We start from the raw sequence: 26,511 nt of genomic DNA on the forward strand, positions 1-26,511 counted from the left end.
AAAGGAAGCGTGGCACGAAGCTACGGAAGGGAATCATCGATATCGCGTTCGATTTGCGATCTTCAGAATTGGCGACAATAGCGAAAGATTGGCAAATAGTCGTAAAAGCGCGTTTTCGGATGCTGGAGGATTCAGGTTGACTGAATCGGTGGGAAAGTTACAATCGCTTCCGTGATTGGACGCGGTCGAAGTATCCCAACCAACCAAAGTCAACGGGATCGCTCGTGTTTTCTCACCGCTTGAAGATCTGGTAAATCAGTTGATGACGGATTCATCAAAAACTGAAGTACCGGATCTGGCGATCAGGGATGATTCCGGTCCATGTTGAAACGACTTGAAGGACGAGTCGTGCCTAGGACCTTACTCGTGCGATCTGGCGAGGGCCAGTCAAGGACAAACGCATGAAAACGGTGTTCACGACGGGCGAAGCTGCGAAAATCTGCAAGGTGAGTCAGCAGACCATCATTCGCTGCTTCGACAATGGCCAACTGAAAGGATTCCGGGTTCCGGGATCTCGGTTTCGGCGAATTCCGCGCGAAGCTCTTTACAAGTTCATGAAAGACAATGGCATCCCAACCGATGCTCTCGAAAGCGGCAAGCGTAAAGTGCTGCTGGTCGACGACGATGCCGAATTGCTGGAACTGATCAACAACGTACTGAACGAAGACGGACGCTTCGAAGTCCGCACCGCTGGCAACGGATTCGACGCCGGCATGATGGTCAAGGACTACCGTCCCGACCTCATCGTTCTGGATGTAATGCTGCCGGATATCAACGGCCGCGAAGTTTGCCACCGCGTCCGGGCGGACAGTGCTCTGGAAGATGTGCGCATTCTTTGCATCAGCGGTATGATCGAAGAAGACAAGATTCAGGAGTTGCGACTCAGCGGTGCAGACGACTTCCTGCACAAACCGTTCGAGATCGAAGCCCTGATTGACCGGATGTGCGGACTGCTGGATATGGAGCCAGCTACCGCAGCCCTGGTTTGAAGAGATGGAATTAAGAAATCCGGATCGAATGCCACCTAGCGTGGCCGGGATCCGGGATTCCGATTAGTTAGCCATCTCCCGCCAGGCGTTGAACATCAAGATCGAAGGAGCGATCGCGGTGATGACCCAGGGAGAGGGCGAACATTCCACCGGAGCCGATTGGCTGCGTCCGGAGTCCGCTACCATTGCGGCTCTGACTCGCTTGCATCCCATGCAAAACTGGGATTGCCTGCAGCGCGACCCCGCGTTGCTGTTGCTGATTGCCAACCACCTCCACCATCGCGTGACGCCCGGTACTTTAACCGAGGCGATCGCCGACATTCTCGATTCCGATCATCTCCTGCGAAGAATCGAAGCTCAACTCGATCAGCCTTCAGATTCCCTACAGCCCTCGACACTGGAAAGAATGCAGCGCCGACTCGATCTGGCGACGGCTTGCAGCAAAATCCTGGCCTGGAACGATGGCCCCGCAATACGGTTCGCCGCCGGATTGATGGAAATTGGGCTGTATTTCGTCGATGACCGTGAAATCCCCTCGTCGATTGAACTTCAAGTTGAAAAATGGGGGCTTCATCTCGGAGAAATTCACCGAAGACTGGCTCGCAGAAATCACTGGCCGGTCTGGCTCCGGGAAGCTCTGAGCCGATGGATGTTGCCGACGCGACCCGCCGACGCGAATCCGGTTCTACAGGCGCTGCGAGTTGTCGATGAACTCGATCGGGCTCTGCAGCAGGGAAGCCTACCTGCTGAGATTATCAATAAATGCAATTTGTCTCCGGAACAATTCAGGAAGATTGTAATTATGATCGGAGAATTGAAATTTCGTCGTCCCGCAGCCAATCCCGGCCTCCGTCCGTGGCTTGCCGCCGCGCTGGAGACTCGTCAGCAGGCTCGAACGAATATCAGCGATGAAGAAATGGATCTGCTGGAACGGCAGGTTGCCCAGCCGAAAAGTTATCTCGACGAAGCCGATTTGCGGAATCAAAAATTGCGTTCCCTCGCGGAATTCGCGGGCGGGGCTTCTCACGAGATCAACAATCCACTTGCCATTATCTCCGGACATGCTCAGTATCTCTTGAATCATACTGAAGAGGAAAAATGGCAAAAAGCCCTTTGGGCCATCATCCGCCAGACCGAGCGCGTACATGCGATTCTGAACGATGTCATGCGTTTTGCTCGCCCCGGTTTGCTCCACGAGGAATCGGTCGATGTCGGGGAAGTGCTTCAACAACTGGTCAACGAATACAAGCCGGTGGCTGAGCCGAAGCGAATTTCGCTATCCTCTCAGGCAGGACAAGCCCTGTTTATCAAGGCCGACCGGGCTCAGCTGAAACATGGTCTGGGCTGTCTGCTGGTAAATTCCATTGAAGCGATTGTCAGCAATGGGTGGGCCAAGTTCGATACAACGATCGATGCGAACGGCGCACTGACGATTGCCATCGAAGACAGCGGCCCGGGGATCCCGGCGAGCCAGATCGATCATATTTTCGATCCCTTTTTCTCCGGCCGCAGTGCAGGACGCGGCAAGGGATTGGGATTGTCCATAGCATGGCGAGTGGCCGATCTGCATGGCGGATCGATCCGTTATTCCCCCAAGCCGAATGGACCCACCCGATTCGAAATCGAATTGCCTTCGGATAGGCTGCAGAATTCGCTTGGCCGGATGAGTGCCTAACACCATTCCCGGGGGATTTCGATTAGCCGATTGCTTCGTCCTGCGGTATACGGTAAAGTGTCCGTACCGAAATTTGATTCTCTCCCGCCGGAATGTCATGTCCATTACTTCTTCCGAAAAGCCCACCGGTGTCCGCTACACGATACTGTTGCTGCTCTGCTGCCTGGCGATGATCACCTATATCGACCGGGCCGTGGTCTCCAATGCCAAAGATGACATCATGGACTCGGTTGGCCAGGATCGGGCCGACATGTATTATCTTCTAGTCGCGTTCCAGCTCGCCTACGCTTTATTTGAGATTCCGACCGGCTGGCTCGGCGACCGCTTCGGACCGCGCTCCACTCTCTTTCGCATCGTTATCTGGTGGACCATTTTTTTGAGTCTGACGGGGTTGGCCGGTCTGAAATTCGGCGGCGAAACCATGCTGATCGGGTTCAGCGCCTTGCTTCTGATTCAATTTCTCTTCGGGATGGGAGAAGCCGGAGCATTTCCCAATATTTCGCGAGCGATCTATAACTGGTTTCCGGCCTCGCAACGAGGTTTCGCCTCTGGTTGCGTCTGGCTTTCCGCCCGTCTGATGGGCGGGTTGACCCCGTTAATCTGGCTGTTCATGACCGATGCGGGCTTTCTTTCTTTGAACTGGAGGCAGGGCTTTGCTATTTTTGCCGGTTTAGCTTCATTATGGTGCCTCATCTTCTATTTCTGGTTCCGCAATACCCCTCTGGAGCATCCGAGGGCGAATGAAGCGGAACGCAATTTTATCCTGGCTCATCACGTTCCGCAAAGCGGCTCGCATTCGATTCCCTGGAAAATCTTGTTCGGGAATGCCAACATGCGGGCGATCTGCGGCATGTATTTCTGCCTGAATTTTGCCTGGTACTTCTTCATGTATTTTCTGCCGGGATTCATGAAGGAAAACTTCGGATTGCCCCGAACCAGTATCGGCGCTTTGGGCGGCGGGTTGACCGTGGCTTCTGCCGACCTCGCGCAATCTACGCAACAGAAAATCTTAATCGCTTTTTTCTCAGGAGGACCATTGCTCCTGGGTATGTTCGGATGTCTGATCGGCGGCTTTCTCACGGACGCTTATGTTCGCAAAACGGGTGATCGCAAATGGGGTCGCCGGCTTTTCGGCATGATCGGCTTTGGCGGCGCCAGCTTGAGCTATATCCTGGCTCTGGTTTTCATCTCCAACATTTATGCATTCGCTTTTCTCATCGCTTTGGCGGGTTTTTTCAATGACCTGACCATGAGTTCCTGCTGGGCGACCTGTCAGGATGTGGGGCGACGGAACGCAGCCATGGTTTCGGGGTGCATGAATATGATCGGCAATCTCGGTGCGGTGCTGACGAACTACGTCACCGGCAAGATTCTGAAAAGCTATACCGGTGCCGATATCAGCCAGGGATACTTCCTTTGCATCTCTTTATTTGCACTGGCCTATTTTCTCGGCTGTCTAATTTGGATGAAAATCGACGCCACCAAACCGATTTTTCCCGACTCGGATGACTCGCTCGGCGCGAAAAAATGAGCCAGAATCGAAGCGCCTCTCTTCGGGCACTTTTCCACCCTATAGTTTAGCTCCGAGCGATGGAGTTATCGTTTCGTTCTGATTTCAGTTGAAATAGAACGAATGCCGGGCACAAAATACGTCCTCAACGACTTTTCGGGTTGCAGGTCTTCCTAATTTCCGGGAGCGAATTGTGAGTCTGAACTGTCCGCATTGCGGATTTTTGATTAATCCCAAAAGTCCTAAACCAGGTCGCTTTCAGCCGAAGTGTCCTAAATGCGGCCAGTCCTTTCTGCTGAGTATTCCAACCGATGTCTCGCAACCCTGGCAGGTGGAAAAGCTTCCAACTCCGAAGTTGGAAGTTCTATCGGACGCTCCAGGTGTCACTGCTCTCCGGCAACAGTCGAGTCTCTCCGCCTCGGAACCCATTGCCAGAACTCGATACAAATCCCGGCCTGGAGAATTCGATAGGACGGAGGTACCGGTTGGGCCTACCAAGGTCGATGCGGGTAACGATGCCACTGTCATGGGCAATTCCCCCCGGCCCGAGGTAAGCGTTGAAGAACCCTCCCTCCCTAAGCTTTTAGGCGGCTACGAGATCCAGAGAGAACTGGGCCATGGCGGTATGGGATCGGTCTATCTGGCCCGCCAAATTTCGCTGGATCGATCCGTCGCATTGAAAATCATGAATCCCAAATGGGCGGAAGACCGCGTTTTTCTGTCCCGATTTACGCGGGAAGCTTATGCTGCGGCCCAACTCGTTCACCATAACGTTGTTCAGATCTACGACATCGGAGAAGAAAAAGGCTTCAATTTCTTCAGCATGGAATTTGTGGATGGCAGATCCCTGGGCGATCTGGTCAAGAAAAATGGCAAGATGCCTCCTAAAGAAGCGATCGGGCTCATACTGCAAGCGGCCCGCGGTCTGCAATTCGCTCACGATCGCGGCATGATTCACCGCGATGTGAAACCGGACAATCTGATGCTGAATAAGCAGGGGATAGTCAAAGTCGCCGATCTGGGCTTGGTCAAGACTCCGGGGATGTCCAAGGCTCACGATGCAAAATCCTCCGGGCCAAAAGTCAAATTGTCCAAAAGTATGGAGGTATTCGTCCAGGAAGTGACGCAGGCTCACACGGCCATGGGCTCGCCTGCTTACATGTCTCCGGAACAGTGCCGGGACGCCTCGCAAGTGGACTTGCGGGCGGATATCTATTCTCTGGGCTGCACTCTGTATGTACTGCTGACCGGCAGGCCCCCCTTCTCCGGGGAGACGGCTCTCGAAGTGATGAGTAAGCATGCGTTTGAAGACCCGATTCCTCCCGATCAGATCGTTAAAGAGGTGCCAGCCGAAGTTTCCAATCTGCTCATGCGCATGATTGCCAAGAGCCCCGATGTTCGCTACCCGAGCATGAAAGAATTGATCGAGGATTTCGAACTCTACCTCATTGGGGACACGGGTAAAGAATCGACGCCGGAACAGGACACTTCCGAACTGCAGGGTTTGGTCCATCAGTTCAACTCTGTCCCCGCAGTCAAACACCGAAAGCTGGCCCTTTTAAGTTTTGCCCTGGTGGGAACTTTGGGATCACTACTTTTATTGTTTTCCGGTTCGGTGTATGGTTTGGCTCTACTGCTCACAATCTTTCAAACTGTTCTGGCTTACTTCCTACTTCAGGGAATCCGGGAGAAAACCTATTTATTCTCCAAGGTACGCGAATGGCTGTTCGGAAGTCGGTTTATCGATTGGCTGACTTATCTAGCAGGTGCGGCGTTACTTGTGTTCGCCAGTTATTTGACCGGAATGCTCGCGCTCTGGATCGGGTCGCTGCTCCTCGCGGGAATCTGGGCTTTTGCCTTTTATTTTTTATTCGACAACAAGATCAATTCTGTTCGGGAACCCATCATCGAGGCCGCGGAGAAGATTCTGCGCGGCTGGCGTATGCAGGGTCGGGAGGAATCGGAACTTCAACTGTTGGTGGCTCAGACGGCCGGTCGTCATTGGGAGGAGTTCTATGAAGCACTGTTCGGCTACGAATCGAAGCTGGCAATGCGGACTGAGTTGGGAGAGCAGAACCCGCAACTAGTGATCCATCGCTATGCGACTTGGCGCGAACCGATTATCAATCGAATTCAATCGATTCAAAATGCGAGAAAAGCGCAGCGTGAGAAGAAATTTCTGGAGAAAGTCGAGGTTCAAAAACTGGAAGCGGAAGGCTTCAGTCGGGCCGATGCGCGGGTGCGAGCCGAGGCCCAGGCCGATCGCATGGTGGAAAAAGCCGAGGAGGTATCCAAGGGGCGTAAAGCCATTCGCATGAACGATTTCTTGGAAGACGAGGAAGTGCCTGCCAAACGAGCTGTTAAGCCCTTAAGCATGAAGATCGAGGAGACGATCGGTTCACTGGTCGGTCCGAAAGTTCGATTTTTGTTGGCAGCCCTTCTCATCGCGGGAGGTTGCTTGTGGATTCGGGAAAACCTGAACGAGTTTAAAGCGAATCTCCCAAATAATCTCGAAAATCCGGAGTCGGCCTTGCGGACCTTTCTCGAAGCCACGGAGAACGCTCGCCCCCTTCAGCTTTCCCTGCTGCCGAATTCTATCAACGGTTTATTCACCTATTTCAATCCGCTGGTGGCCGGTTTATTACTGCTTTTGTCACTGGGTTATCGCGGGCGAATCATGTCGATCTGTTTCCTCGCCGGATCGGGCATCGCTTTTGTCGGACACAAGTTTGGCATCCCAGGAGTGATGGGCGTCAAATCGGAAGTGATCTCCATCGTGGTCGGTTGCGTCATCAGTATCTTCGGTTACCTCATGGCCCGCAGGGAGCGATATTAAGTCTGTCCGATCGAATTCAAATTCAGGGGATACTTTCCGAGCCATGCCGGTAGGAGACTTTAACAGCTGGGTAAGTTTTAACGCCGTGAATGGCAGTGGTACCATCGAAAGCGACCGGGAGAACTCCATTTTGAGGTCGATTTTCTGCACTGTGAAGATTACATAAGTCGTTGAACGTGCTACAATTTCATCAGAAATCTGTATAGAGTACCCTCAATAGCAGCCGGTGACTTCACCCCGAGGATTTTAACGTGTCCGCTCTTATCCGTTTGCCTCTCCTCCTGATTGCTCTGGTGTGTGTTTCCAACTCTGCTCAGTCTCGTCCGTTCGATGATGATAAAACGCGAATATTGATTGAGATCAAAGTTCCCGCCGATGCCAGTCTGACGGTGGATGGCATTCCCGTCAAACAAACCGGATCGGTACGCAGACTGATTACACCCGAGTTACCTTACGGTCGAACTTTCAAGTACACTTTCAAGGCCGTTTCGATGGAGAACGGCAAGAAATATGAAGCGGAGAAGACTGTCTCGGTGGAAGCGGGCAAGAGCTACGAAGTCGATCTGATCTCCAATGCCAAGCTCATCGAAACGGAGAAGAAGTCCGAGCCGAAAAAAGTGGAGATGAAAAAAGAACCGGAGAAACAGCCGGAAGTTAAGACCGAGCCGAAAAAAGAGGAGATGAAAAAGGATCCGGAGAAGAAGCCGGATACCAAAGTCGAACCGAAGAAGCCTGAAATCAAGATTGAGATTCCCAAGGCTCCTGAAATGAAGAAGGATCCGGAGAAGAAGCCGGAGGATTTCAAAAAGAAAGATACCGTCAAGAAAGACGAACCCAAAAAAACGATCGATAAAAAGAACACGATAATTGTGCCTTTCGTTTCCACGCCCAATGCGGTCGTCAAGGCGATGTTGAAACTCGCCGAAGTAGGCAAAGATGACATCGTCTATGACTTAGGTTGTGGCGACGGTCGGATTACCATAGCGGCCGTCAAAGAATTCAAAGCCCGGAAAGCGTACGGCATCGATATCGATCCCGAGCGAGTGAAAGAGTCGCTGGCCAATGCCCGGATTCAAGGTGTCGAACGCTCCGTTCAATTCAAGGAAGGCGATGTTCTGGAGATGAAGGATGTGGGCGATGCCAACGTGGTCACACTCTATATGCTTCCTCAACTGAATGAAAAATTAGAACCGATGCTCCGCCGCACCTTAAAGCCTGGAGCTCGCATTGTTTCGCATGACTTCGAAATCGGCAGTTGGAAGCCAACCAAGACCGAAGATGTGAAGGATGAAGACGGCAACGATCACAAAATATTTCTCTGGGTGATTCCGGAAAAGAAATAAGAGCGAGGAAGAAAATGCCGGAATCGTACGATGCGATCATTATTGGCGGCGGGCATAACGGATTAGTATGTGCGGCCTATCTCGGCAGGGCTGGTTGCAAAGTTCTGGTTCTCGAACGTCGGGAAGTTCTCGGCGGTTGCTGCGTGACCGAGGAAATCTGGCCCGGTTACAAGGTTTCCCCAGCCGCTTATGTCAATAGTCTGCTTCGTCCCGAAATCATCCGCGATCTCGATCTGAAAAAGCATGGGTTCGCCATGCTGCCGCGCAATCCCTCATCGTTCACTCCCTTCCCGGATGGCCGCTATCTGATGATGGGACCCGATCGCGAAGCGACGCAAAAAGAAATTGCCAAGTTCAGCCACAAGGATGCGGAAGCCTACCCCCAGTACGAAGCGATGCTCGAAAAAGTCGCGGCCTTTCTGGAACCGCTATTGGTCGAAACTCCTCCCGATCCCTGGGGCAGTTTTCGCGATTTGACCAAACTCGCACGGCTGGGTTGGAAGTTCCGCAAACTGGGCCGGAAAGTCGGCGTCGAGGCCATTGAAATTCTCAGCGGGGCCGCTCGTCCCATTCTCGACCGCTGGTTCGAATCGGATGAATTGAAAGCGACAATTGCCACCGATGCGGTGATCGGGGCTTTTGCGGCACCTTCGATGCCAGGCACAGCCTATGTGCTCTTCCACCATGTCATGGGGGAGTGCGACGGCGCCAAGGGGGTCTGGGGATACGTTCGCGGTGGGATGGGGACGATCAGTAACAGCATCGCCGCCGCCGCTAGAGCGGTTGGTGTGGAAATTCGAACGGAGGCGGAAGTCGGAAGAATTCTGATCAAGGAGGGCCGTGCCACAGGAGTAGCGTTAAGGGATGGTACGGAATTCCACGCCAAGCGAGTGATTTCGAACGCCGATGCGAATGTCACCTTCCTGAAGCTTACCGATCCCAAGGAGCTACCGGACGACTTCCGGCAAGCAGTCAAAAATATCGACTACAGTTCAGCGACTGTCAAAATTAACGTTTGCGTCAGCGAACCACCTCAGTTCAAGGCTTTACCCGGTACGGGCGTCGGCCCGCAACACCACGGCACCATGCACATCTGTCCGAGCCCGGATTACATCGAGCGGGCCTATGACGAGGCCAAGTATGGCCGTCCTTCAGAAAATCCGATGCTGGAATGCACGATGGCGACGGCTCTCGATAATACTCTAGCCCCAGCGGGCAAACATATTATCAGTATGTTCATTCAGTATGCTCCCTACCATCTTAAAGGGACTACCTGGGAGCTAGAGATGGATAAATTTGCGGACCGCTGCTTCGATATCCTCAATGAGTACGCACCCAATTTCAAAAACAGTGTAATCGATCGCATGGTCATTCCACCGCCGGAAATGGAGCGGCTCTGGGGCATCACGGGTGGCAATATCATGCAGGGCTCCATGGGGTTGGCTAGCATGTTCAGCTTGCGGCCAGTTGCTGGATTTGCGAATTACAAGAGCCCGATAAAGGGGCTTTACATGTGTGGAGCGGCCACACACCCGGGCGGCGGCGTAATGGGGGCTTGTGGTTGGAATGCCGCGCGAGCCATTCTTAAAGACAAAATTCGCTGATTTTCGAAGTAATGCCTGCATAGCATGATCTGGTGAAGTAGATGATGCGATGCCAGGAAAAATAGCTCGCACCCAACATTGTGAGGAATCTACCTATTTCTCCAGATAAATTCTTCCCCGCTAATGCTGGGTGAATCGAGATGTGGAGTTTCACTCGGGATCGAATTTACTTGCATTTGAGGTCTCTTTTCTCGAAGATAATCAAACCTGCACGATAGCTCATTTATTTGAAAAGTTTTGGAGGCTCTCCCATGTCGGAAGCATCAATGAACACGCCGAATCGTCGCGAATTTGTGGCCGCCTCAACTGTGGCAGGCGTGGGCCTGCTTTCGGGAGGCGTTTTTGCTGCGGGCAATGAAACCATCCGAATCGGCTTGATTGGTTGCGGTGGCCGAGGTAGTGGTGCCGCGGTGAATGCCCTGAACGCCGACCCGAATGTTAAACTAGTGGCGATGGGAGACGCGTTTCCGGACCGACTGGAATCCTCTCTGGCGGGCTTCCTGAAAAAAGGGAAGTTGAAAGATAAAATCGATGTTCCCGCCGAACGCCGATTCACTGGCTTCGATGCTTACAAAAACGTAATCGCAAATAGCGATGTCGTGCTGCTCTGCACTCCGCCGCACTTCCGACCAATGCACCTGAAGGCGGCGATCGAAGCCGGCAAACACGTTTTCTGTGAAAAACCGGTCGCTGTCGATGCTTCCGGGGTTCGCAGTGTGATGGAAACCGCGCGTCTGGCCAAGCAGAAGAACCTGGCTCTTTGCTCCGGTTTCTGCTACCGCTATGAATTTGCCAAGCGCGAATGGGTGAAGCGTATTCACGATGGCGTCATCGGCGACGTGACTGCGATGCAGGTGAATTACAACACGGGGCCGCTGTGGTGGAACCGCGAGAAGAAAGATTGGAAGCCCGAGCAGTATTCCTCCATGGAATACCAGATGCGCAACTGGTACTACTACACCTGGCTGTCCGGCGATCATCTGGTCGAGCAGCACTGCCATAACATCGATAAAGCCTGCTGGATCATGAACAGCTATCCGGTGGCCGCAACTGGTTTGGGCGGCCGGCAACTTCGCACCGATGAAAAGTACGGTAATATTTTCGATCACCACAGTGTAATCTTCGAATATGAAAACGGCGCTCGCGTCTTCAGCTTCTGCCGTCAGATGCCCGGCTGCAGCAGCGGGGTTTCGGATATCGTTTTCGGAACTAAGGGGATCGGCGAGAATCAGGAATTTACGGAAGGGTACCCCCGCCTGAAACCGAATTCAGGTTCTGCGTGGAAATTTACCGATCCCAATTCCGACATGTACGACCAGGAACATGTGGAACTTTTCGCCAGCATTCGCAAAGGGAGCCCAATCAACGATGGAGAATCGGCCGCGAGAAGCACCCTGATGGCCATCATGGGCCGTACGGCAACCTATACCGGCCAAAGGGTGACCTGGGACTTCATGAACAAATCGAAACTGGTTCTTGCACCGACTGCGTACGACATGGCCGCCCAGGTTCCCGCGGAACTGGCTAAGGTCGCTATTCCGGGCAAGACTGCTTTAGTTTGATTCTGAATCCTTTTGATCGAGCGGACTTTGGTCCGCTCGATTTCCTGTCTCGACTTTCGCCCTGAGAAGCCTTCTTTACGTTGAGAAAATCCAGCTGAAAAAGAGACGCTGATCACGCGTGGGATTGATCGTATTTTAAAGGAATGAGTGTAAGAAGCGGGTAATCTCAAATTGGGTAGGGAACTTACATCATGATTCACAGATGGGGTTGGTTAATCGCGGGTTTTTTCTGCATCCTACAGGTGGCGGGCTGTGACAAACCGGCTGCTACCAGTTCTGCGGCGCCTCGGGCTACGGCCAAGTCTGAGAAGGAAGATCACATTCACGGCGCCGGGCCTCACGGTGGGGCCGTGTTCGATTGGGGGCCCTACCATGCGGAATTCTGCGTGGAACATCCCAAACAGGAAGCGACGATTTATATTCTCAAGACCGACATGAAAACTCATCAGCCCATCAAGGTGGAAAAGCTGCATCTTAAGATCAAGGATCCCGTTTTCGAACTCGATTTGATGGCTGCGCCGGAGAAAAACGATGCCCCGGGTACAGCTTCCTGTTTCATCGGTAAGCATGAAAGGTTCGGTAAGGAACAGGAATTTGGCGGCACATTGAGCGGGGAGGTGGAAGGGAAGAAATTTTCGGGCGATTTCCAGGAACTACCCGAGGAACCGGCCCCGAAGAAGTAGCGACCGCTTCATTTTCCAAACCGATCCGGCGTTCCCCACAAACCGAGCGCCGGATTCGAAATGTAGAAGATCTCCTCACCGCGTACTGTATTCCAGCCGTCCTGAAGCGATTTGGGGTCATAAAGCTCGCTCATTTTGCGTAAATCGCCATATTCATAGCCCACACTATTAATCTCGTTTTCACTCAGGTGACCCGGGCAGTATCGAATTCGGAATCGACCTTCGGAACTCCCGTGGATCAGATGCGCGGCCGCGGAGAGATTCTCGGCCAATTCGCGATCGGATTTCGCCGCTTCCAGAATTCGAGGTGTTCCCACATAACCATACTTGCGAATCAGCAGATCTACGCCTGAATCCTCCCCGAACTGTTTCACGCCCGGAGCGAGAATAATCAGCTCACCAGCATCGGCGATTGCCAGTCGAGTTCGATAAACCGCTTTATTCCCCAGCCAGGTACTGCGATACTCGGCCGGGTCGAGGTAGACGACGACCTTCTTCGGTTCTCGATCCATGTAGGTCAGGTTTACCTCGCGGCAAAGCGAACTCCCGAGGTTGAAGCACTCGACATCATCACCTGCGAATAGACCGCGAGTCACCAACTCTCCTTGGGCGTTCTTGGCACGCACCGTCAGCAAAAATGTAATCGGCAGATCCTTCAAAAAGTGGGTCACGCTATAGTTGAACAGCGTGCGAACCGGATTCTCCGGTTTGCCCATTAGTCGTTCCATGCCCCAGGCGGCCCCCAGGAAATGGCTCTTGGAAATAAAATCGCGGCCGCCAGTACCCACCAAAATATTTTTGGCACCATTGGCGATGCCACTTACCTCGTGCGGCACCAGTTGGCCGATGCTGAGTATCGCATCCCAAGGCTTCTCGAAATAGAGTCTGTTGACGGCGACTTGAACGTCGTAACTAACCCGATTTTCCGAAATCTGAGTGATAAAATCGAACGGCACTGCGCCTAACTCGCGAGTGCCCTGCCGCCAGTCGTGAACGTGAAAGCAATCGTGCGGAATGCCGGGAAACATGTGATTTAATTCTTCGGGTTCCATGGCGAAGTGGGTACCCAAAGCGGGAAGAATCTGAACTTTGGCTGTAGCATGGAGTTTTTTGTATAGCTGGACTGTCAGCTCCCCGGCCCAGGAGTGCAATCGCGTAGCGTCGGGAGGAACTAACAGAATATTTCGAAGCGGGCCGCGTTGGGCAGCAAGTTGAGCAATTAACCCATCGAGGAGTTGGCTGGCTCGGTTCGCATCAATTGTTGTCTGGGCTGAGCCTTCGGTGAAATAAATCATGCTATCCTGATGAAGTAGTGAACCAGATGTTTCCATCGATAATTTATTAAATGAGCCGACAGCGTGCCTCTCATCAAAGTTTCATAATTGGTCTGGGTGAGTTTATATCCGCACGATCCAATGGCATTCTGTCCCATATTACCCTGCAAATTCGATCCAATTGTTAGGCTAACCAGGTTGAATTCTTGGACATTACCCGGATACGCACTATGCCAAATGCGACTCCGTAAGCTAAGATTGAGTTGAAGATAGTCCAAGGTAACAGCTTTCCATGATAGGCCGTGTTTTTATGGGACGGTATGAAGCCGTCCGCCTCCTGGGTGAAGGGGGTATGGGAAAAGTGTATCTCGCGCATCAGCTTGATCTCAACCGGCAGGTTGTTATCAAGGTCATGCACGAGCACGTAGCGGCCGATCCCATCTTTCGCGAGAGATTTCAGCGCGAAACGATGTTAATGGCTCGCTTTCAGCACCCAAACGCCGTGACACTTTACGATGCGTCGCTGACGGATGGCCCCTGCATTGTCATGGAATACGTCAAAGGACTGAATCTCGACCTGCTTCTGCAGAAAAACAATCGATTCTCACCGGGCCGGGTCGGACGAATTATCGGCCAGCTTTGCGAAGTGCTGCAAGCGGCCCACGACAATGGCATGATTCATCGGGATTTGAAGCCCAGTAATCTGATGATCGTCGATTTCGATTCGCCTCGCGAACGATTGAAGGTCATGGATTTTGGACTGGCCAAACTGACCTACTCGGCCTCGCTCGAAGAGATCAAAGAGAATAATCTATCCGGTTCGAATTTCGAATTTGCCCTCGGAACCCCCGGCTATATCTGTCCGGAACAGGTGCGGGGCGATTCTGTCGATCATCGTGGCGATCTCTATTCGGTCGGCGTGATCATGTATGAACTCCTGACGGGCCGATTGCCTTTCAGCAGTGCCTCGATCATGGATATGATGATTGCCCATGCGACGGACGTACCCCCAAGCTTCAAAGACATTGGTTTGGGACGACAGATCCCGTCGATTATCGAAGATGTGGTGATGCGGTGCCTGGAGAAGGATCCGAATCGTCGGCCGCAATGTGCCCGCGATCTGGCCGAGGAGTACGAAACCGCGGTAGCCATCGTGGAATCCGGGATGGAATCGAAGCTGGAAAACCAGCCTCCCCCCGGAATGCAGAAACCGGTGGATCCGCTCGCTTTCGTTCAAGATCCGACCACCATTGCCTACGTGATGGAAGCTTGGATGCCGGAATCGATTGCACTCATCAAATTGCGCGGCTACGCTTCAGATAACTACGGCAACGTCCTTGAGAGTGTACCGGGACATATTCGACTGGAAATCAACCCCGGTGCTCCCCCGAGAAGTAGCTGGTCTTCTCTGTTCGGGCGCAAGCCCGAACATCTCAATGTGGAATTGAATCTTCGGAATGCGGATACCGGCCGGGCTAACAATCTATTCATCCAAGTCGTATTCCGTCCTAACCACATCAGCCAACTACAGGATCCGGTTTGGCGATCCCGCTGCTCCAGCGCGTTCGTAGAACTCCGATCTTACCTCATGGGTAAGTAACCGCCGCTATTGGATTTCGCATGCCCGGAACTCTACAGGGTAGAAATGTCGCTCTCGCAGAATGCCGGCAGGCGGAAGTTCTGGCCCGGATGTTCGAAGCAGAAGGAGCGGTAGCGCATCGTTATCCTTTAGTCGCCATTCTGGATGCCCTCGATACTGAGGCGATTCGCTCCTGGATTCAAAAGCTTATCGATCGAAAATTAGATTGCACCATTTTCCTTACCGGGGAGGGCATTCGTCGATTGCATGCTTTCTCGAGGCGTGAAAATACCGAGAAACCTTTCCTTTCGGCGCTCACCCAAGTGAAATTGGTGACGCGTGGACCCAAACCGGTAGCGGCTCTTAAAGAGTTGGGTTTGGCTCCTCACATCGTTGCCGAGAAACCCACCACAGAAGGCGTCGTGGCTTCTTTGAAGAAGGTTTCTCTTAACGGCTTAACTATAGGCGTGCAGTGGTACGGCGAACCGGTTCCTTTACTCGTGAATTATCTCCAGGAGATCGGTGCAACGCTCGTAGGGGTGACGCCCTATCGCTATGCGCCAGAAGCAGATAGCTCACGAGTCATCGAATTGATTCAGGGATTGGAAACTGGAAAATTTGATTTGCTGGTCTTCACGAGTTCTCCTCAGATTGCCCGGTTGAGAGAGGTCGCGGAGGCGAATCACCTGGCCGAGGCTCTTCACAAGGGTTTGAATCGAACGCCGATAGCGGCGGTAGGTCCCATAGCGGCCGAATCGATCAAATCCCTCGGTTATGAAGTAGCCATTGTGCCGGAACAGGGATTTGTGATGAAGAATCTGGTGCAACAAATCAAACGTCGGCTAGGCTAAACTGCTCGCGTTCGATAATTTGATCTTGATAAAAGATTAGCTCCCCTCCTTCCGATTTTTAGTTTCAGGGATACACTCATGCATCGGCTGTTTCTGATTCTTCTCGCTCTGCTGTTTCTCCCGTTATCCGCTCGAGCCGACCTCGCTTCGTACCTCAAGAAACCCGAACCCAAATACAGTTGGAAGTTGAAGAGCAAGACCGAAGTCCTGATTGGTACGGTCTATGAAATTGACATGATCTCGCAGGAATGGCAGGGGATTGTCTGGGATCACACGATTGCCATCATCATACCGAAGAATGTCAAACCCACTTCCACCATGCTGCTTTTCAATACGGGTGGAACATTCAAAGTCACCGATGCAGCTCTGGCCCTGTCGTTGGCGGACAAATCCAAATCTCCGGTGGCCTTCCTCTACGGGATTCCCAAACAACCCCTTTTCGACGGCTTACGGGAAGACGCTTTGATATCGGAAACCTTCGTCCGCTATTTGAAATCCAAGGATGAGGATTGGCCTCTGTTGTTCCCGATGGTGAAGAGTCTGATCAAAGCCATGGACACCGTGCAGGCTTTCGCGAAAGAGGAATGGAAATTTGAAGTGAAGAGCTTTCTCGTCAGTGGGGCCAGCAAACGCGGGTGGACCAGCTGGCTGACGGGCGCCAGCGGCGATCCGCGCGTCAAAGCGATTGCTCCTCTGGTGATCGACATGCTCAATTTCTCCAAACAGATTCCCTTACAAACGGCCTCCTTCGGCCAGCCGAGCGAACAGATCAAGGACTACACCGAGAAAGGTCTGCTGAACTACGCTCAAAATCCGCTCGGTCAGAAACTCTGGGCGATGGTGGATCCTTATTCCTATCGCGACAAAGTCACCATTCCCAAAATGCTCATCCATGGAACCAACGATCCTTACTGGCCGCAGGAAGCGACGAACATGTACTGGAATGATCTCCAGGGCGATAAGTATCTCCTGTACGTCCCTAACGCGGGTCACAACCTGCAGCAGAAAACGGATGACAATCCCCGAGATTTGAGCCGCGCGGTGAATAGTCTCGCGGCGTATACCCGTTGCATCGTTTACGACAAGCCGATGCCGAAGCTCAATTGGGAGCACAAAGACGGTTCAAAACCGGGGATGTATGAAGTGGTGGTGACCAGTAACGTAAAACCGAAAGCCGTTCGGCTCTGGCAGGTCGAAAACGCAACCCGAGATATGCGAAAAAGCACCTGGACGGAAAGTCCCATTAATTTTTCCGAGGGTAAGTCGATTGGGACCGTGGCTGCACCTCAGTCGGGCTGGAAGGCATTCCTGGCCGAGTTGGAATTTGAAGAGGAAGGCAATAACTTCTTCCTCAGCACGCAGTTGCGAATGATTTCTGCCAAGTAGCGAAGGTGGGCGAGAATACGCCCACTACTTCCCTTCCGGACCCTTCTTGCCTTCTTTTCCGACCGGTTCCTTGATATCCCGAATCCAGATGTTGCGGAATCGGACCGGGTCGCCGTGATACATCAGAACCAGCGGCAGCTTTTCGGGATGCTTATCGTAAGCGGTCGCCCGATCGTAGTGCGTGAAGCCTTTGATTTCTGAATGATTCTGCACCACGACCCCATTGTGAATCACCGTCACGTAACCTGGGGTTTTGACTTTACCATCGTCGCTAAAGCGGGGAGTGGTGAAGATAATATCGTACGTCTGCCACTCGCCCGGCTTGCGGGAAGAATTGACCATGGGCGGCTTCTGGTTGTAAACGGAAGCGGCTTGACCTTCGGGATAGGTCGGGTTGTTATAAGAGTCGAGCACCTGGATCTCGTAGTGAGCATCCATCAGGCCGATGCCATTGTTACCGCGGCCTTGGCCATTTCCCTTGACCACTTTGGGAGAAGCGAATTCGACGTGTAGCTGACAGTCGCCGAAGCTCTTCTTGGTTTTCAAGACACCCTTTACCGTGAAGCCTCCATCCTCGTCGATCTTCCAATCCTTGGCCCCATTCCAGGCATCGAAATTTTTGCCGTCGAACAAGACTTCGGCATCGGAGGGCGGGGCGGATCCTTCTCCGGGGGTGACAACCGGCGGTTCCGGCCAGACGATACCATTCAGAAAGCGCTGGCCGCTGACTTGACTGACTAAAAGAACGATTGCACAGAGGACCATCAGTCCGCGATACCCGACTATATGACGCATTATCGACTCCTTGAGAGATAGACGAACGGGTAATTTACCATCTCCAAAGCCGGACGCAAAAAAGATTTGTGGGGGGAGGGCTTCTCATTTTTCAGCAGCAACTTGTAAAATTCTAAAAAAATGTGTCCGGAATCCTTTTTCTCGTTCGTCGACTTCTCGAAATGCGAAGGGTAGGCTTTCGCAAACCGTCTTTTCCGAGGATTGTATCATGACCAAATATCTGTTCATTTATCGCAGCGAACCGATGACAACTCCCCCTTCCCCGGAGGAAATGCAGGCTTCTTTGAAGCACTGGAACGATTGGGCGGCTAAATTCAAAGCCACCGGTAACATCGTCGATGAAGGGGATGGTTTGAAGCCGTGTGGGAAAGTTGTCAAGGGCGGCGGAATCGTCACCGATGGTCCTTTCATGGAAGCCAAGGAAGTGTGCGGCGGCTTCTCCATCATTCTGGCCAAGGATTACGCGGAAGCCGTGAAAATCGCTCAGGCATGCCCGATGGTTCAGTTCGGCGGGAATGTCGAAATTCGCGAGATGGCCGGCTACGTTTAAACGTTTCTTGGCAGAACCATGGCGAATACCCACCAACTGGTCGATCATTTCTTCCGGCATGAATACGGCCGGTTGGTGTCGCATTTGACCCGCGCCCTGGGTGTTCGGAATCTGGATCTCGTTGAAGATGTCGTCCAAACCTCACTGATGCAGGCGTTGCAATCCTGGTCGCACAAAGGAATTCCGGAGGATCCCACCGGCTGGCTGTTCCGGGTGGCAAAAAACCGAGCCATCGATTCACTACGGCGAAGTAATCGCTGGGATTCGATCTCCCGATCCGTTGCTCAACGGAAATCGAACGACTTACCGGTTCTGGAGGATCTCAGCGACCAGCAGTTTCCGGACGATCAACTTCGAATGCTCTTTCTATGTTGTTGCGATGAACTCCCGGTTGAGTCTCAGGTGGCTCTGGCTCTCAAAACCTTGTGCGGTTTTGATACTGCAGAGATTGCTCGAGCGCTGCTCACCAGCGAAGCCAATATTCAAAAAAGACTGTTCCGAGCCCGCGAACGACTGAAAGAATCCAAGTGGGAATTATCCGACCTGGATCGCGCGACGATTCAGAAAAGGATTGAGGCCGTGCGAACGGTCATTTATCTGCTGTTCAACGAAGGCTATCATTCGGCTTCTTCGGATCGGCTCATACGAAAGGATCTTTGCGAGGAAGCCATTCGGTTGGGCCTGCTGCTTTGCGATAATCCGGATACCAATGAACCCGCATCGCAAGCCCTGATGTCCCTGATGTATTATCATGCAGCCCGCTTTGAGGCCCGGACCCAGGAGAATGGCGAAATTTTCCTCCTGGAGGATCAGGATCGTAATCTCTGGGATCAAAGGTTGCTGCGGGAGGGCTTGCACTGGATGGTCCAGTCGGCTCGGGGAGAATCGCTATCGCGCTATCATCTGGAAGGGGCGATCGTTGCAGAACACTGCTTGTGCTCAAGTTTCCAGGCCATAAATTGGGGCCGGATTGTCGAACTTTACGATCTTCTGGTGGGAATACTGCCTGGCCCGATCCATCTTTTGAATCGTGCGGTTGCGGTGGCGCGCTGGAAGGGGCCGGACGCAGGGTTACAGGAGTTGGCACGGCTCGATAGCGATAAAAGTTTGAGAAACTATTACCTTTGGAATGCCGTGCTGGGAGAGCTGAACCGTCAGGCCGGGAATCTCTCGGAGGCCGGGCATTACCTCTCGCTGGCTTTCGAGCAGTGTCCTTCGATCGCGGAGCGAAAGTTGATCAGTTCGAGATTAGACGGTATCTTGGATAATTCGCGCGTCGGGATTTTCTTAAAATAGTTGGGAATTTGTGATGGCTTGGCTTTAAATAATGAGGGAGCTTTGGCGAATATTCTTCCATTGATTCACCCCGGACTCCAAGGAGTTTGAACCGTGTTGCAGCTATTTTCCGATGCCGTCACTTCAAATTCAGAGATTCATTGGGAAAAAATTCTAAATCCTGGTGGGATTGCCATTCTGGGGGGATTTCTGTTTGTTCTCATCGGAGTTCTGGCTCAGACCTGGCTGAGTGCACATCGAACCACGAAGGACACTCAATTGAAGCAGGATATGCTGGATCGTGGGATGAGCGCCGAGGATATCGTGAAAGTGATCAATGCGGGCCGGGAAGTGGACAATAACAGTGCGGAGGGCATAGTGAAAATCATGAAAGCAAAGAAAATATACAATTCGTAACCCGACGATAAATCCGTCAATATCACCCTTACCGACTTCCATCGAAGAATTTCGCCCCACATCTCCGACTTTAGCTTGCACGATACCCACCGCGGGATTTACCGTTAAAGAGAAGAATTAGGTGCAGGGTATTGTTCCCATGAAAGATCATTACGATCCTTGGTACGTCCGCATGCCGGACGGCCGGGTCATTAAAGCCAAGAGTTCGCAATCGGTGCGCTACCATGTGGAAGCGGGGCACATCCCCCGAAATTCCATGCTACGCCGGCTGAAAAATGAAGAGTGGGTGTCTCTCGGCTGGCTTAACGAATTTGCCGATCTTGTGGGTGGTGACAAAAAACCGGAACAAATTACCAGCGATACGAATGTCGAATTCGTCCGAGCGATTACCGGGCAAGGCGACCCGATGCGCCTGGAAACCGTTGGTGTACGAGGCCTGACGGAGGAATTACTTACGGCCTTCGACAGTACCGGACACCGGGACAAACTGATCGTCGGCAGCCTGTTATGTGGTCTTTCCTCCGTGCTGCTGGTTCTAGTCCCGTTTATCTGGTTTCAGCTGGGGAACAAAGAGACTACCTGGCTGCCGTACGTCGGAAATGCCATTTCCGCTCTACTGATGACTCTGGGCATCACCTGGATCAGTCGACAAACTCACTGGGAACTGTCCCGAATGCGATCTATTTCGCTAGGGGAAGCTCAGCGACGCTCTTTTGGACCCTGGATCCAACTGATTCTGGCTTATACCGTAGTCATCGGAATCCTCGGTGGACTGATTTATGTTCTCAATCATGTTCCGATCTGGCTCGCAGTCGATCCGAGCAGTTATAAAGGGGCTTCGATAGGGCTTGGTCTGTTAATTGCAAAAATCTTCGTCTTCCAGTTGCTGCTTCTCGTCCCCGTTCTGGGACCTATCGGACCCATTGAAGAATATAACTTCATTGAGAGTATCGGCACCTGGCAGAAGCTATGTGCTCGCAACTATGGGCGCATCCTGGTTTATGAAGGAGTGGCATTGGTCATGGGCTTCCTGGCCGCTCTGCCCATACTGTTGCCTTACAATTTGGCCGGTGGGACCATCGGCACCTTCCCCCCGAATATAAATCCCGTCTCGGTATTTGGAACGCATTTTCTGATGGGCCTCGCCATCGGACCGATGTTCGTTTTCCTGATCGTTTCGAATGTGATTTTGTATCTGAATCTGAGATATGAATTTTCAGCCAACCGATAGGAATCTCGGCTAAAAGTTCCCTCGAATGCAGAGCGGTTTACACCTGATGTAAACCGCTCGAGATGTTTCTAGTGAGCTTTTGGAGGTTCGATCCCGGCCACCTGTGCGAGACTCATCACTCCTTCGCGATGGCAAAATTCCCCGAACGACTCTCCCACTTTTTTCTGCGCTTTAAAGTGATTTAAAATCTTGGCGAGTGTCTGCACTAGCTGATCGCGATGGATCAGATCCTGGAACAGGAAGCTCAGTCGGGTGCCGAGCGTACTTCCGCCGAGATAGAGCGAATACTTTTCCCCGGAACGACCCACAATTCCAATTTCACTCTGATAAGGCCGTGCACAGCCATTGGGGCAACCGGTCATTCGCGTGCTGATTCGTTCTTCAGCCAAACCCAGAGAACGAAGTTCTTTCTCCAGGGAATCGATGATTCCGGGGAGACTTCTCTCCGATTCGCTGATTGCCAGCCCACAAGTGGGAATTGCCGGGCAGGCCATGCTCCATTTTTGAACCATCGACAGATTTTCCGGCCGGGGAATTCCATATTCGTTTAAGAGCGAATCAATTGCGGCGCGATTGGCGGTTTCGATGTCGCAAAGAAGAAGATCTTGCTGGCCAGTCAAGCGAACGGAGGGTTTAAAGCGTTTCACGATTTCCTGTAAACCGCCTCGCAGTCGAAGTGATTCTTCATCTTTAATCCGGCCATTCTCGACAGACAGCCCCAGAAACCAATTGCCGTCGGGCTGGGAATGCCAGCCATGATGTAGATTCACATCGGTAATCGTGACCGGTTTGGGAGCTACCAGTGGTCGGCCAAAGTAGTCCTTCTCCAGAATCTGTCGAACTTTTTCGATGCCGAGATCGTGCACGAGGTACTTGATTCGTGCCCGTTTACGGTCCGCTCGATTGCCATGGTCGCGGTAAAACTTGATGATGGCCTCCGCCGCGGACACCACCTGATTTGGCTCAATAAAACAAAGAGTTTGGCCCAGATGCGCGAAGGTTTCTGCTTTACCCTGCGTGCGACCCATTCCACCACCGACGGTGACGTTGTAACCGACCGTTTTGCCGTTTTCGATGATGGCGATGAATCCGAGATCCTGAGCAAAGACATCAATGCAGTTGTCATCCGGACGGGTCAACCCGATTTTGAATTTGCGCGGCAAGTAGACTTTCCCATAGATGGGCTCGACGCCTTCTTCCTGCTCGGCGTCCGGGCTGAGTTTCTTGCCATTGAGCCAGATGTCGTGGTAGGCGCTAGTTTTCGGGGCCAGATGAGCCGCGATGGCATCGGCCAGTTGCAACATCTCCAGGCGGGGTTGGTCGCCGACCGGGGCAGGGCAGGCCATCACATTGCGATTCACGTCGCCGCAACCACCCAGCGTTGTGATTAGAGTATCATTGATCCCTTTTATCGTCAGCTTCAGATTGTCCTTCAGAATGCCGTGATACTGGAAGCTCTGCCGGGTGGTGATCCGAAGTGTTTTGTTACCGTATTGTCCGGCGAGTTCATCGAGCGCCAGATACTGTTCCCCAGTCATCCGGCCGCCGGGCAGTTTGAGCCGAATCATGAAGATGTAGGCTTTACCGACACCTTCTTTGGTGCGATTTTTGCGGGCATCCCTATCTTCCTGCTGATAACTTCCATGGAATTTCAGAAGGTTCTTGGCGCTTTCACTGAGATGATCCGCGTCTGATTTCAACTCTTCTGAGATCGTTCCCCGCAGCCAGCGGCTGGTGGATTTCATTTCTTCGACCGGGGAGAGCTTCTGTTCCGTTGACATCACATTTCCTGCGCGACCAATGCTCAAACGCCAAATCGCTACAGCCTTTTACTACGTGAGTTAGAAGATTCTGAGAACTATTTACTTTAGCAATCCTCGCCTTTTTTGGAGCAGATATCCTGCGGGGATCCCATTAAAGATTATATTGTTTACCGTAATTGTAATCAATAGGACTCTCCTCTTGGCAATTCAGGTAATTTGTGAGGAATGGGCTCGGTTCGTAAAGGTATTCTGAGCGCGGCCGACCGGGGATGTGTGATGGAAGTTTCTCCGGCTTACCGATTTTATCCCTGTGGGAGACAACCAAGATTGACAACTTTCATGGCAGGGGACGGAGATGGCTGAAGCGTCCACAGTACCAACGAGTATCCAACTAGGCTATTTGACGATACTCAACGAAGGGGCCGGGCAACTGGGTGGCTTGCTGATAACCAATTGCTGGGGTCGGCCGATCGAATTTCGATTATCCACCGCTGTTCAGCCCAATCGACTCCAGCAGATCCTCTATGGGCCCACCCTGCAGGAGTACATCTCGGCCGATCTGATCGGTAAAACGCTCATCGACAAATCATCGACCAGCATACATCTGCTGGTAGTAGACTCTCCCAGTCTGCTGACTATACGTACTCGGTTGGAATATCCGGTCGTTGCTATTCCCTTTGCGGACGAAGCCCTCGGGGATGAGTTTGCTGTTCTCAAACACGCCCGTTGTTCGAAATCTCTGATTCTATCTTCCAAACACTCGGCGGATAGCGAACGGCTGCTTGCGATTCTAGATCGCATCGACGTGGGCCTGGATCTGTGCGAACCGTTCAACCGCATTCGGGAAGCCATCAGCGAAGCTCGTCGGATGGGAGTTCAGAACCGTGTCGCTGCCTGATTTAGATGCTCCAACCGAATTCGAGGATTTCCTGGTTGATGTCGAGTTGCTCGCTGGTTCGACATCGGCGGGTTTCGACGACCCCTTGCTGACGGGAATTCGAGAAGCCAAGCTTCTCAACGATTCTCCCTGGACGCGCGCCCTCGGGTCATTGGATATGCGAGTTCACACCGAAGGATGGAAATTTCCCGCCCCCGTAATCGAAGTCGTCAGTCGACCTCCTGTTCAAGTTAAACCCCAAGAGGAAGAGCCTGCTCCAAGTCCGGAGCCGGAGTTGCCCGATCCCGCACCCAAGACGCCTAAGAAAAGCATTCGGGCTCGTCCCACGGCCGACACCGTTCAGTTCAAAGATCGGCTGCTGTACCTGTTGCAGCCTCCACTGGATAACTTGTTCGACGGCCGAAATGTCGAGGTCCCCTTTCAGCCGTTCAAATATCAACTGGAAGGCATTGCTTTTCTTATGCCCCGTCACGCGGCTCTGTTGGCCGATGAGATGGGGCTGGGCAAGACGATGCAGACGATCCTGTCGATCCGGCTGCTGTTTCAAGCCGGCCTGATTCGTACCGCATTGCTCATCTGCCCTAAGCCACTGGTGTTCAACTGGATCCGGGAACTGAAACTGTGGGCTCCCGATCTTCCCTTTGAAGTGTTTGGCGGCGATATCGATAGCCGCCGCGCAACCTGGAAAGTTTCCAACTGTCCTTTGAAGCTGATCAACTACGAGATACTGACTCGCGATGCGGATATTCTGGAGGATGATCAGGTATTTTTCGATCTGGTCGTACTCGATGAAGCGCAACGGATCAAAAACCACACATCCAAAACGGCTCAGGTAGTCTGCAGCGTGAAGCGATCGCGCAGTTGGGCACTGACCGGTACGCCGATTGAAAATCGCCCCGATGACCTGATTCATATTTTCTCGTTCGTCGACAAAGGGAGGATTCCCCCGGAAACGCCTGCCAAAATGTTACCGGCGCTGACTTCCGAGTGCATTCTCCGGCGTACCAAGGAGGAAGCTCAGTCCGACATGCCGCCGAAGATCATTCGCGACATGTGCATTGAACTCACGCCTCCGCAGAAGGAAGCGTACGAGCTCGCCGAGAAAGATGGCATCATCCACCTGAACGAGCTGGGCGACACCATCACGGTGCAGCATGTTTTTCAATTAGTGATGCGTTTAAAGCAAATTTGCAACTTCGATCCCCGGACCGGCGCCAGCGCGAAAATGGAACGGTTGATCGCCGACATGGCTGAAGTGGCCGAGAGTGGGCGTAAAGCGATTATTTTTTCACAGTGGGTGGAACCGCTGGAAGTCCTCGCCAAGGCTCTGGAAGAATTCGGACCATTACAGTTCCACGGGAAGATTCCGACGCAGGACAGGCCCAAGGTTTTAGACCAGTTCAAGGCCGACCCGACCAAACATGTGATCCTGATGAGTTACGGTACTGGCAGTGTCGGCCTCAATCTGCAGTTCACCAATTACGTTTTCCTGTTCGATCGCTGGTGGAATCCGGCCATCGAAGATCAGGCGATCAACCGCGCCCATCGCATCGGTCAGAAATATCCCGTGACGGTGACCCGGTTCGTTTCGGATAATACCATCGAGAGACGCATCGCGGAAATTCTGGATTCCAAGCGCAAACTTTTTAACGATCTTCTCTCGCAGAATGGTCCCCCTCCCAGCATGGGCCTTTCTGAGGAGGAAATCTTTGGCCTGTTCGATATTCCCCGTCCGCGTAAATCCGCCGCGTAAACTGGGTGCTTTTTCGACCAATCGCCCTATTCTGATCGCATCGAACTCTCCCCGTGTCCAACGAGATTTGAACGATGTTCCTGATTCGTTCCGCTACGCCTTCGGATATTCCCGTGATTCGCCAGTTGATACGGGAACTCGCCGAGTACGAACGGCTGCTTTCCGAAGCTCAGGCGACCGAGGAACAATTGGATCGGGCGCTTTTCGGCCAACGTCCCGCGGCTGAAGTTCTCATGGCCGAAGTCGGCCCAGAAATCGCCGGTTTTGCCCTTTTCTTCACCACCTTCTCCACTTTCGCCGGTAAACCGGGTCTTTACCTCGAAGACCTGTTCGTACGACCGCGTTTTCGACGCAATGGCATCGGCAAAGCCTTTTTTTCGGAATTAATAAAACTTGGTAAGGAAAGAGATTACGGCAGACTCGAGTGGAGCGTGCTAGACTGGAATGAGCCGGCGTTGAAATTTTACCGAACGCTCGGAGCGAAGCCGATGGATGAGTGGACGGTTCACCGCATTAACTTGTCTTAATTTGCTGCAG

At 52.6% G+C, this 26,511-nt stretch carries 21 protein-coding genes; 18 read left to right on the plus strand and 3 right to left on the minus strand.

Annotated features, from left to right (window positions below; all coding sequences use genetic code 11):
* The first annotated feature begins 401 nt into the window (after positions 1–401).
* From KIH39_RS00985 to KIH39_RS01020, 8 genes are all read left to right on the plus strand, one after another.
* Complete coding sequence (locus tag KIH39_RS00985; protein ID WP_213497416.1) at positions 402–989, plus strand: response regulator; 588 nt, start codon at positions 402–404, stop codon at positions 987–989.
* 121 nt (positions 990–1,110) lie between these two features.
* Positions 1,111–2,664: a sensor histidine kinase gene (locus KIH39_RS00990; RefSeq protein WP_213497417.1), complete on the plus strand. Its 1,554-nt coding sequence runs from the start codon at positions 1,111–1,113 to the stop codon at positions 2,662–2,664.
* Between the two features lie 97 nt (positions 2,665–2,761).
* Complete coding sequence (locus KIH39_RS00995) at positions 2,762–4,195, plus strand: MFS transporter (RefSeq protein ID WP_213497418.1); 1,434 nt, start codon at positions 2,762–2,764, stop codon at positions 4,193–4,195.
* Between the two features lie 172 nt (positions 4,196–4,367).
* On the plus strand, positions 4,368–7,010 hold the full coding sequence (locus tag KIH39_RS01000) for a serine/threonine protein kinase (RefSeq protein WP_213497419.1): 2,643 nt from the start codon (positions 4,368–4,370) through the stop codon (positions 7,008–7,010).
* Between the two features lie 251 nt (positions 7,011–7,261).
* Entirely contained in the window at positions 7,262–8,353 is a 1,092-nt protein-coding gene (locus tag KIH39_RS01005; RefSeq protein ID WP_213497420.1) for a TIGR03000 domain-containing protein, read from the plus strand.
* 14 nt (positions 8,354–8,367) lie between these two features.
* On the plus strand, positions 8,368–9,957 hold the full coding sequence (locus KIH39_RS01010; protein ID WP_213497421.1) for a phytoene desaturase family protein: 1,590 nt from the start codon (positions 8,368–8,370) through the stop codon (positions 9,955–9,957).
* Positions 9,958–10,208: 251 nt separating this feature from the next.
* Positions 10,209–11,519 (plus strand): Gfo/Idh/MocA family protein, encoded by a 1,311-nt coding sequence (locus KIH39_RS01015; RefSeq protein WP_246539453.1) that lies wholly within the window; start codon positions 10,209–10,211, stop codon positions 11,517–11,519.
* A gap of 191 nt (positions 11,520–11,710) precedes the next feature.
* Positions 11,711–12,202, plus strand: a complete 492-nt coding sequence (locus tag KIH39_RS01020) for a hypothetical protein (protein WP_213497422.1) — start codon at positions 11,711–11,713, stop codon at positions 12,200–12,202.
* A gap of 8 nt (positions 12,203–12,210) precedes the next feature.
* Here the strand turns inward: KIH39_RS01020 and KIH39_RS01025 are convergent, their stop codons facing one another.
* Complete coding sequence (locus tag KIH39_RS01025; RefSeq protein ID WP_213497423.1) at positions 12,211–13,497, minus strand: lactate racemase domain-containing protein; 1,287 nt, start codon at positions 13,495–13,497, stop codon at positions 12,211–12,213.
* A gap of 271 nt (positions 13,498–13,768) precedes the next feature.
* Here KIH39_RS01025 and KIH39_RS01030 point away from each other — a divergent pair, with 271 nt between their 5' ends.
* The 3 genes from KIH39_RS01030 (at position 13,769) to KIH39_RS01040 (ending at position 17,292) form a co-directional block, all read left to right on the plus strand.
* On the plus strand, positions 13,769–15,076 hold the full coding sequence (locus KIH39_RS01030; RefSeq protein WP_213497424.1) for a serine/threonine protein kinase: 1,308 nt from the start codon (positions 13,769–13,771) through the stop codon (positions 15,074–15,076).
* A 20-nt stretch (positions 15,077–15,096) separates the two neighbouring features.
* Positions 15,097–15,906: a uroporphyrinogen-III synthase gene (locus KIH39_RS01035; RefSeq protein ID WP_213497425.1), complete on the plus strand. Its 810-nt coding sequence runs from the start codon at positions 15,097–15,099 to the stop codon at positions 15,904–15,906.
* Positions 15,907–15,984: 78 nt separating this feature from the next.
* The gene (locus KIH39_RS01040) at positions 15,985–17,292 is read left to right on the plus strand and encodes a PhoPQ-activated pathogenicity-related family protein (protein ID WP_213497426.1); all 1,308 of its coding nucleotides are present in this window, start codon (positions 15,985–15,987) and stop codon (positions 17,290–17,292) included.
* A 24-nt stretch (positions 17,293–17,316) separates the two neighbouring features.
* Here the strand turns inward: KIH39_RS01040 and KIH39_RS01045 are convergent, their stop codons facing one another.
* The gene (locus KIH39_RS01045; protein ID WP_246539455.1) at positions 17,317–18,087 is read right to left on the minus strand and encodes a 3-keto-disaccharide hydrolase; all 771 of its coding nucleotides are present in this window, start codon (positions 18,085–18,087) and stop codon (positions 17,317–17,319) included.
* Positions 18,088–18,295: 208 nt separating this feature from the next.
* Here KIH39_RS01045 and KIH39_RS01050 point away from each other — a divergent pair, with 208 nt between their 5' ends.
* From KIH39_RS01050 to KIH39_RS01065, 4 genes are all read left to right on the plus strand, one after another.
* Positions 18,296–18,637: a YciI family protein gene (locus KIH39_RS01050; RefSeq protein ID WP_213497427.1), complete on the plus strand. Its 342-nt coding sequence runs from the start codon at positions 18,296–18,298 to the stop codon at positions 18,635–18,637.
* An 18-nt stretch (positions 18,638–18,655) separates the two neighbouring features.
* Positions 18,656–19,933 carry an RNA polymerase sigma factor gene (locus KIH39_RS01055; RefSeq protein WP_213497428.1) on the plus strand — a complete coding sequence of 426 codons (1,278 nt, stop codon included), beginning with the start codon at positions 18,656–18,658 and terminating at the stop codon, positions 19,931–19,933.
* 93 nt (positions 19,934–20,026) lie between these two features.
* Entirely contained in the window at positions 20,027–20,329 is a 303-nt protein-coding gene (locus tag KIH39_RS01060; RefSeq protein ID WP_213497429.1) for a hypothetical protein, read from the plus strand.
* A 139-nt stretch (positions 20,330–20,468) separates the two neighbouring features.
* Complete coding sequence (locus KIH39_RS01065; protein WP_213497430.1) at positions 20,469–21,560, plus strand: hypothetical protein; 1,092 nt, start codon at positions 20,469–20,471, stop codon at positions 21,558–21,560.
* 68 nt (positions 21,561–21,628) lie between these two features.
* Here the strand turns inward: KIH39_RS01065 and KIH39_RS01070 are convergent, their stop codons facing one another.
* Positions 21,629–23,341: an NADPH-dependent assimilatory sulfite reductase hemoprotein subunit gene (locus KIH39_RS01070; protein ID WP_213497431.1), complete on the minus strand. Its 1,713-nt coding sequence runs from the start codon at positions 23,339–23,341 to the stop codon at positions 21,629–21,631.
* Positions 23,342–23,678: 337 nt separating this feature from the next.
* On the opposite strand from KIH39_RS01070, the gene KIH39_RS01075 reads away from it, so the two are divergent.
* The 3 genes from KIH39_RS01075 (at position 23,679) to KIH39_RS01085 (ending at position 26,501) form a co-directional block, all read left to right on the plus strand.
* Positions 23,679–24,221: a hypothetical protein gene (locus KIH39_RS01075; protein ID WP_213497432.1), complete on the plus strand. Its 543-nt coding sequence runs from the start codon at positions 23,679–23,681 to the stop codon at positions 24,219–24,221.
* A complete protein-coding gene (locus tag KIH39_RS01080; RefSeq protein ID WP_246539457.1) occupies positions 24,208–25,974 on the plus strand; it encodes a DEAD/DEAH box helicase in 1,767 nt (588 codons plus the stop codon). The genes KIH39_RS01075 and KIH39_RS01080 overlap by 14 nt, the downstream gene beginning before the upstream one ends.
* A 74-nt stretch (positions 25,975–26,048) precedes the next feature.
* Positions 26,049–26,501, plus strand: a complete 453-nt coding sequence (locus KIH39_RS01085) for a GNAT family N-acetyltransferase (RefSeq protein ID WP_213497433.1) — start codon at positions 26,049–26,051, stop codon at positions 26,499–26,501.
* Positions 26,502–26,511 lie beyond the last annotated feature (10 nt).

Origin of the sequence: Telmatocola sphagniphila, from assembly GCF_018398935.1 — a bacterium.
In the GTDB taxonomy this organism is placed as follows: domain Bacteria; phylum Planctomycetota; class Planctomycetia; order Gemmatales; family Gemmataceae; genus Telmatocola; species Telmatocola sphagniphila.